At 71.5% G+C, this 5,956-nt stretch carries 6 protein-coding genes; 2 read left to right on the top strand and 4 right to left on the bottom strand.

The window, feature by feature from the left end; genetic code table 11:
- A partial coding sequence (locus ACXJKL_RS12465; RefSeq protein ID WP_457207365.1) for a CoA-binding protein occupies positions 1-194 on the bottom strand: 194 nt, incomplete at its 3' end.
- 16 nt (positions 195-210) lie between these two features.
- Entirely contained in the window at positions 211-1,599 is a 1,389-nt protein-coding gene (locus tag ACXJKL_RS12460; RefSeq protein WP_457207364.1) for a hypothetical protein, read from the bottom strand.
- Positions 1,600-1,696: 97 nt separating this feature from the next.
- Here ACXJKL_RS12460 and ACXJKL_RS12455 point away from each other — a divergent pair, with 97 nt between their 5' ends.
- Positions 1,697-2,617, top strand: coding sequence for a DUF6801 domain-containing protein (locus tag ACXJKL_RS12455; RefSeq protein WP_457207363.1), 921 nt, complete (start codon positions 1,697-1,699; stop codon positions 2,615-2,617).
- Positions 2,618-2,726: 109 nt separating this feature from the next.
- The gene (locus ACXJKL_RS12450) at positions 2,727-3,893 is read left to right on the top strand and encodes an acyl-CoA dehydrogenase family protein (RefSeq protein WP_457207362.1); all 1,167 of its coding nucleotides are present in this window, start codon (positions 2,727-2,729) and stop codon (positions 3,891-3,893) included.
- Here the strand turns inward: ACXJKL_RS12450 and ACXJKL_RS12445 are convergent.
- Entirely contained in the window at positions 3,878-4,933 is a 1,056-nt protein-coding gene (locus ACXJKL_RS12445; RefSeq protein ID WP_457207361.1) for an AraC family transcriptional regulator, read from the bottom strand. The genes ACXJKL_RS12450 and ACXJKL_RS12445 overlap by 16 nt on opposite strands.
- On the bottom strand, positions 4,930-5,454 hold the full coding sequence (locus tag ACXJKL_RS12440) for a three-helix bundle dimerization domain-containing protein (protein ID WP_457207360.1): 525 nt from the start codon (positions 5,452-5,454) through the stop codon (positions 4,930-4,932). Before ACXJKL_RS12440 ends, ACXJKL_RS12445 begins: the two co-directional genes overlap by 4 nt.
- Positions 5,455-5,956: the final 502 nt, after the last annotated feature.

Here is a 5,956-nt window from a genome sequence, read left to right as displayed (position 1 = left end):
GCGTAGCCCCGCTCGCCGAGGACGGTGGGCGCGTCGGGGTGGACCGGCACGATCCGCTTGCCGCGCTCCTGGAGGAGCTTGGCGATGGAGTACGCCGTGCGCCCGGTGTCGCCGGACAGGCCCACGACCGCCCAGGTCTCGAGGTCGTCGAGCATGCGATCGACGGTCGCGGGGTCCTGCCAGTCCGTGCTCATGGCGCCACCGTAGCGCTCAGCCCTCGCCCCCGACGTCGCCGTCGGTCGCCGCGACGAGGTTCGCCACCACGGCCTCCATGCCCGTCTGCAGCGCGAGCGCGTCGACCGACTCGTACTCCGGGAGCTCGCCCTTCTCGACGGCCTTGGCGGACCCCTTCGTGAGCTGGCGGGCCTTGAGCTCGATGACGTAGCGATCGAGGAGTGCGTAGTAGTACGCGTCGCCGTCCCGGGTCGCCAGGAGGTAGGACGCGTCCACGTCGTAGAGGCCACCGTTGCGCAGTCCCGCACGGATGGTCCTGACCCGGCCCGGTCGCACGGAGGGGTCCCCGAAGACGAGGTTGGAGAGGTGGGAGTCGAGCACCTTCTCCGCATCGTCCTGGGGCGCGACGTACTGGACGGTGAGCTCGGCGTAGTGGTCCCGCGTCGCGTCCTGGCGGTCGCACGAGCTGTCGTGCGACCGGGCGGCGGGGGTCTCGGCGGCGAGGTTGACGTCCGGGGCGGCATCGACCGAGCTGAGGTCGACCTCCGCCAGCGGGGTGGCCGGGAACAACGACTCCACCGCCTCCTCGTCGAGGAGCGAGCAGGGGTCGAGGAAGGTGGGCCAGTCGTCGTCCTGCACGAACCACGGGTCCGCCGTCTCGCCGAGCCCCTCGGGATCRCCGACCCGGTCGAGCGCGCGGGTGAGCACGCGCTCGGCGAGCGCGGCGTCCTTCTCCGTCAGGTCGTCGGTGAAACCTGCGTCGCGCTTGCGCGTGAAGGTGAGGAAGAGGTTGTCGGCGGTGGCGACGAACTCGTGGGTGCCGACCCGCCACAGGATGCGCTCGTCCAGCCCGGGCAGGCGGACACCGCCGAGGTCGACCCGGGCGTCCTCGATCAGGTCGACGATGCTCTGCTCCGCATCGGAGATCCCGCCGCGGAGGACCCGCGGCGGGATCTTGGCGTCCCCGAAGCGCTTGAAGGTGCGCCACTCGGACATCGCGCGGGCCTCCGAGGTGAACTGGTCGACCCCGAGGTTGGCGTGCCTCCCCGCGGCGTCCCCGAAGGAGTAGTCGCACGACGTGGGGACGCGCTGTCCCGACACCGTGCCCTTCATGTCCGCCAGCTCCTCGGGGGTCGTCGAGGTGGCCCGACCGTGCTCGGTGAACTCCGCCTCCTCGGTGAGGGGGAAGAGGTCGGCCGCGTCCGTCGGGGACAGGAGCCGGCACGGCGAGACGTAGGCCCGGTCGCCGATCATGATCGCCGGAGCGGCGGCCGCCTCGTCCTCGGCGGTCTGCTCGGGACTGGCGGGCGAGGACGCGGGCGCGGTGGGTGCGGGCTCGCCCCCGTCGGTGCCGTCGTCGCCCGCGCAGCCGGCGAGGGCGGTGACGGCGACGAGCGCGGCGGTGACGATGATCGGCGTACGCATGGGGCGGGACGTGCCCGGTTCGGCGCGGTGTCAAACCCGAAGGGGGTTACCTGCCGGTACTCTGTGACCTCATACACACCCACGGAGGGACATCACCATGCTCCACACCCCAGTACGCCGCGTCAGCGCGGCCCTCGCCGCCAGTGCCCTGAGCGCCGGCGCGCTCGTCGCCATGACGGCACCGGCCGCCCAGGCTGCGACCGCGGCGACGACCTTCACCTGCAACTTCCCGAGCCTCGGCCCCCGCGACATCCCGGTCGGCATCACCGCGACCCTCCCCGCGGCCGCCAACGCCGGCCTCGACGCGCCGGCCATCCCGGTGCTGCTCAGCGTCACCCTGCCCGCCGACGTGGTGCAGGCGGCCAAGGGGCTGTTCGGCGCGACGACGATCGGTGGCTTCTCCAACGACATGGTCGCCACGCTGGACGAGCTGTCCTCGGCAAAGGCCGCCGACCTCGCCCTGCAGGACGTCCGGTTCCCGCAGACCGCGGTGCCTGCCACCCCGGCGCCACTGACCCTCAACACGCCCAACCCGCTCGCCACGCCCGGCGTCGTGCCGGCCACGACCGTGCCGGTCAACCTCCCGGGTGCCGGCACCTACGACATCGTGGTGCCGTCGGCGTTCACCTTCACGGCCACCAAGCAGGGCGACGTGGTCATGCTCGCCGACATCCCCTGCGCGCTCAAGGCCGGCTCGCCCGCCAGCCTGGGCTCGATCGTCCTGGCCGCCAACGAGTCCACGACGAAGGCCAAGCCCGCCAAGAAGGTCACCCCGGTCGGCAAGAAGGCCAAGCTCAAGGTCACCGTCAAGGCCGACAACGAGACGCCCAGCGGCAAGGTCAAGGTCATGAAGGGCAAGAAGGTCCTCGGCAAGAGCAGCCTCAACGCCAAGGGCAAGACCACGGTCACGCTCAAGAAGGCGCTGCCCAAGGGCAAGACCGTCGTGAAGGTCGTCTACGTCGGCGACGACTTCACCGAGACCTCCAAGGACAAGAAGGTCGCGATCAAGGTCGGCTGACACCGCTCCGCGATCCTCGACCGCCCGGTCGGTGCCTCGGCACCGACCGGGTGTTCGTCGTTCGGAGGTCCGTTCGAGGCCATGGTTACCCGCAAGTAGAATCCTCCCCATGAGCGACTTCTACGCCCTCTCCGAGGAGCACCGGGCCATCCGCGAGGCTGTCCGCGACCTGTGCGACGCCAAGGTGGCGCCGTACGCCGCCGCGGTGGACGAGGAGGCCCGCTACCCGCGGGAGGCCGCCGCGGCGCTGCTCGCCGCGGACTTCCACGCCCCGCACGTGCCCGAGGAGTACGGCGGCGCGGGTGCGGACGCACTGGCCACGGTGCTGGTGATCGAGGAGGTCGCCCGCGCGTGCGTGTCCTCGTCCCTGATCCCCGCGGTCAACAAGCTGGGATCCCTGCCGGTGCAGATCGCGGGCTCGGAGGAGCTGAAGCAGAAGTACCTCGGCGCCCTGGCCCGCGGCGAGGGCGGGTTCTCCTACTGCCTCTCCGAGCCCGACGCCGGCTCGGACGCGGGTGGGATGAAGACCCGCGCGGTGCGCGACGGCGACGAGTGGGTCCTCGACGGGGTGAAGCGCTGGATCACCAACGCGGGCGAGTCGGAGTTCTACACCGTCATGGCCGTCACCGACACCGAGAAGAAGACCCGTGGCGGGATCTCGGCCTTCGTCGTGGAGAAGTCGGACGCCGGGGTCTCCTTCGGTGCACCGGAGAAGAAGCTCGGCATCAAGGGCTCCCCGACCCGCGAGGTCTACCTCGACATGGTCCGCATCCCGGCCGACCGGATGATCGGCGAGGAGGGCACCGGGTTCGCGACCGCGATGGCGACCCTCGACCACACCCGCGTCACGATCGCCGCCCAGGCGGTGGGGGTCGCGCAGGGGGCGCTGGACTACGCGCTGGGCTACGCCAAGGAGCGCCAGCAGTTCGGCAAGTCGATCGCGGAGTTCCAGGGGCTTCAGTTCATGCTCGCGGACATGGGGATGAAGGTGGAGGCGGCACGGCAGATGACGTACGCCGCCGCCGGTCGCTCCGAGCGCGGCGATGCGGACCTGACGTTCTTCGGTGCCGCGGCCAAGTGCTTCGCCTCGGACGTGGCCATGGAGGTCACCGTCAACGCCGTGCAGGTCCTCGGTGGCTACGGCTATACCCGCGACTACCCGGTCGAGCGGATGATGCGCGACGCCAAGATCACCCAGATCTACGAGGGCACCAACCAGGTCCAGCGGATCGTGATGGCACGACAGCTCCTTGCCGGGGTTCAGGCGGAGCTCTGACCTGGCTCCCGCGATGCCGCCTCGAGCCGGTCGCGCCACTGTGAGGGCGAGCAGCGGTACCGTCGTGTGAACCACCGCGACATGGCGCTGGGGGCGGCGAACCCCAACGCCTCGGACACCTGCGTCACGGTGCAGTCGGGGTCACGCAGTCGCTCCTCGGCGAGGGCCGCGCGAACGTCGTCGAGCAACGTGGTGAAGGTGGTCCCCTCGCGCTCCAGTCGGCGGTGCAGGGTACGGCRGTCCATGCCGAGGTCCCGCGCCACCAGCTCTGCCGAGCAGCGTCCGGACGGCAACCTGGCCCGGATCAGCGTGTGCACCGCACCGGTGGTGCCGGCGTCGCGCGACTCCAGCTGGAGGAGGCCGAGGAAGCGCTGCGCGTACTTGCGACGCTGGGGGTCCTGCTGCAACGGCAGGGCCACGTCGTCCCGGAGGAGGACGACGGCGGCTCGCGGGGCATCGAACACGATGGTGGTGTCGAAGACGCTCTGGTGCGTTGAAAGGTCGCGAGGCGCATCGTGGGGTAGATGMACCTCGACCGCGCGCCAGTCCGGGTCGAACAGCTCCCGGACGATCCCGTAGTACGCAGCGACGGCCAGTTCCAGTGCCTGGCGCGCCGAGCCCGGATCGACGTCGTCGTCGAGGGACAACGTCACCTCGACCGTGGTCGACGTGTCCGCTTCGACCGTCGAGAACGAGATGGCCTGGTTGTAGCTGGCGGCGCTGCGGTGGAGCAGCTGCAGGGCGCCGGCCACGTCGGGCTCCTCGTGCAGGAGGAGGCTCAGCGGCCCCACGGTGGACAGGCGACGTCTCTTCGACAGCAGGAGGCCGAAGTCCTCACGATCCGACGCGCGGGCCGCCGACCCGAGCGCACGGGCCACGGCACTGACCGGCGACCAGGCATCCGGGTCCAGAGCATCCACGTGCAGGCCCTGCGCGGCGAGGAGGTGCGCAGCGTCGAGGCCGAGCCCGCGGGCAACCGCGACGTAGCCGCGCAACGCGGCACGCCTGCAGAGCAGCGGTGCGACCCGAGGAGCTGTCATGTCCCCGAAGGACACGGGACTCGTCCCGTTCGGTGCTGTGTCGACGGTCGCCGGTCCGTACCGTTGATCGTGAGGACACGGCGGGCATGCCCGCGCCCATCAGCCGTCGTGCCTCCGGGACGAACCCCCCTGAAGCGTCCCACCCTACGGATTCCTCGCCGCGCCCGTCCCCCCTGTCGGGGCGCGGCGAGGATGACGTCGGGACGCGGGCGTGTGCCCGGACCTCCCAGGTCCGACCTGGCGGCATTCGGCGCCTGGAGGGCGGCCAGGCGGTCCCGGGCGAGTCGTTCGACGAGGATCGGCACGAAGGACCGGACCCGGCTCCCGTCGAACTCGCCGCGGAGCTCGCCGACCACCTCTGCGACGACCGTCGCGGAGACCGATGGGAACCTTTCCATGAGTCGGGCGCTCACCAGGCCGATCGCGTGGGTCAGCGCGGCCTCGCCCAGGTCCGGAGCACCCGGCTTCGCGATCGCCTCCGCCGGTCCGGCCGGAGTCCTGCGTACGTCCGTGGTCGTCATGCTTTCCCTGCCCCCTCCGGTCCCACGGCCCGCGTCCGCACCGCGCGGCGAGTCCTGTCACACGTGGGCTTCCCCTGAGGATCCGTTGCTCCGAGGGGGTGTCGCAACACCCCTGTCAGCAGGTCACCCGGGTGAGTCGAGGAGGGTCCGCGGAGGGCGATGACCGGGGGAGGGTCCTGTGCCAGTATGCCGAGGGCGACCCGACGATCCGTCCGCGCGGGCGGACGGCATGGCGGGCCCGGGGAGGTCTTCATGCCAGGGACATCACGACACCGTGCCGCTGGGCCGGCCGCGGGCCTCGTGCTCGCCCTCCTGCTGGTGAGCGGATGCGGCGACGGCGCGGGCGACCGGCCGACTCCGTCGCCCACCCAGTCACCCACGGCCGAGCCGTCCGGGACGCCCACGGTGCCGAGCCCGACCCGGACACCCACGGTGCCGAGCCCGACCCGGACGCCCACGGTGCCGAGCCCGACCCGGACACCCACGGTGCCGAGCCCGACCC

The organism is Nocardioides sp. P5_C9_2, from assembly GCF_054049555.1.
Note: the sequence above shows the minus strand (reverse complement) of the source record. Positions and strands in the feature narration are given on the sequence as shown.

Bases quoted from the DNA above. Each gene is read 5' to 3' on its own strand.
- ACXJKL_RS12455 (WP_457207363.1), top strand. From the start codon at position 1,697: ATGCTCCACACCCCAGTACGCCGCGTCAGCGCGGCCCTCGCCGCCAGT.
- ACXJKL_RS12440 (WP_457207360.1), bottom strand. From the start codon at position 5,454: ATGACGACCACGGACGTACGCAGGACTCCGGCCGGACCGGCGGAGGCG.
- ACXJKL_RS12450 (WP_457207362.1), top strand. From the start codon at position 2,727: ATGAGCGACTTCTACGCCCTCTCCGAGGAGCACCGGGCCATCCGCGAG.